The sequence below is a fragment of the Pseudomonas sp. IT-P74 genome (assembly GCF_949768175.1).
Classification (GTDB): Bacteria; Pseudomonadota; Gammaproteobacteria; order Pseudomonadales; family Pseudomonadaceae; genus Aquipseudomonas.
Window position 1 is genome coordinate 1 of the sequence record NZ_CATKQD010000084.1, and the last position, 263, is coordinate 263.

General features: G+C 62.7%; 1 protein-coding gene. It reads right to left on the reverse strand.

The genetic code is table 11. The features are described 5' to 3' along the window. Positions 1 to 263: immunoglobulin-like domain-containing protein (locus tag ACM6J5_RS25955; protein WP_414929604.1), on the reverse strand; the 263-nt coding region annotated here is incomplete at both ends.

The following is a 263-nucleotide window of genomic DNA, read 5'->3' on the forward strand; positions in this document are numbered from 1 at the left end:
CCGCGTTGGTCAGGGTCACGGTGTAGGTGACCTGGCCGCCTTCGGCCACGGTGGATTTGTCCGCAGTCAGGGTCGCGATGACTTCGCTGACGGTGTCGGTGATGGCCACGTTGGCCACGGTGCCGTCGATCACCAGGTTTTCGAAGGTTTTGCCGTCGACGCTGGCCGAATCGACGGTCAGGCTCAGGTTGCTTGGGTCTTTGTAGACGTCGTCGCCCTGCACCGGCGCGGTGTAGATGGCCGACAACTTGCCCGCTTCAATG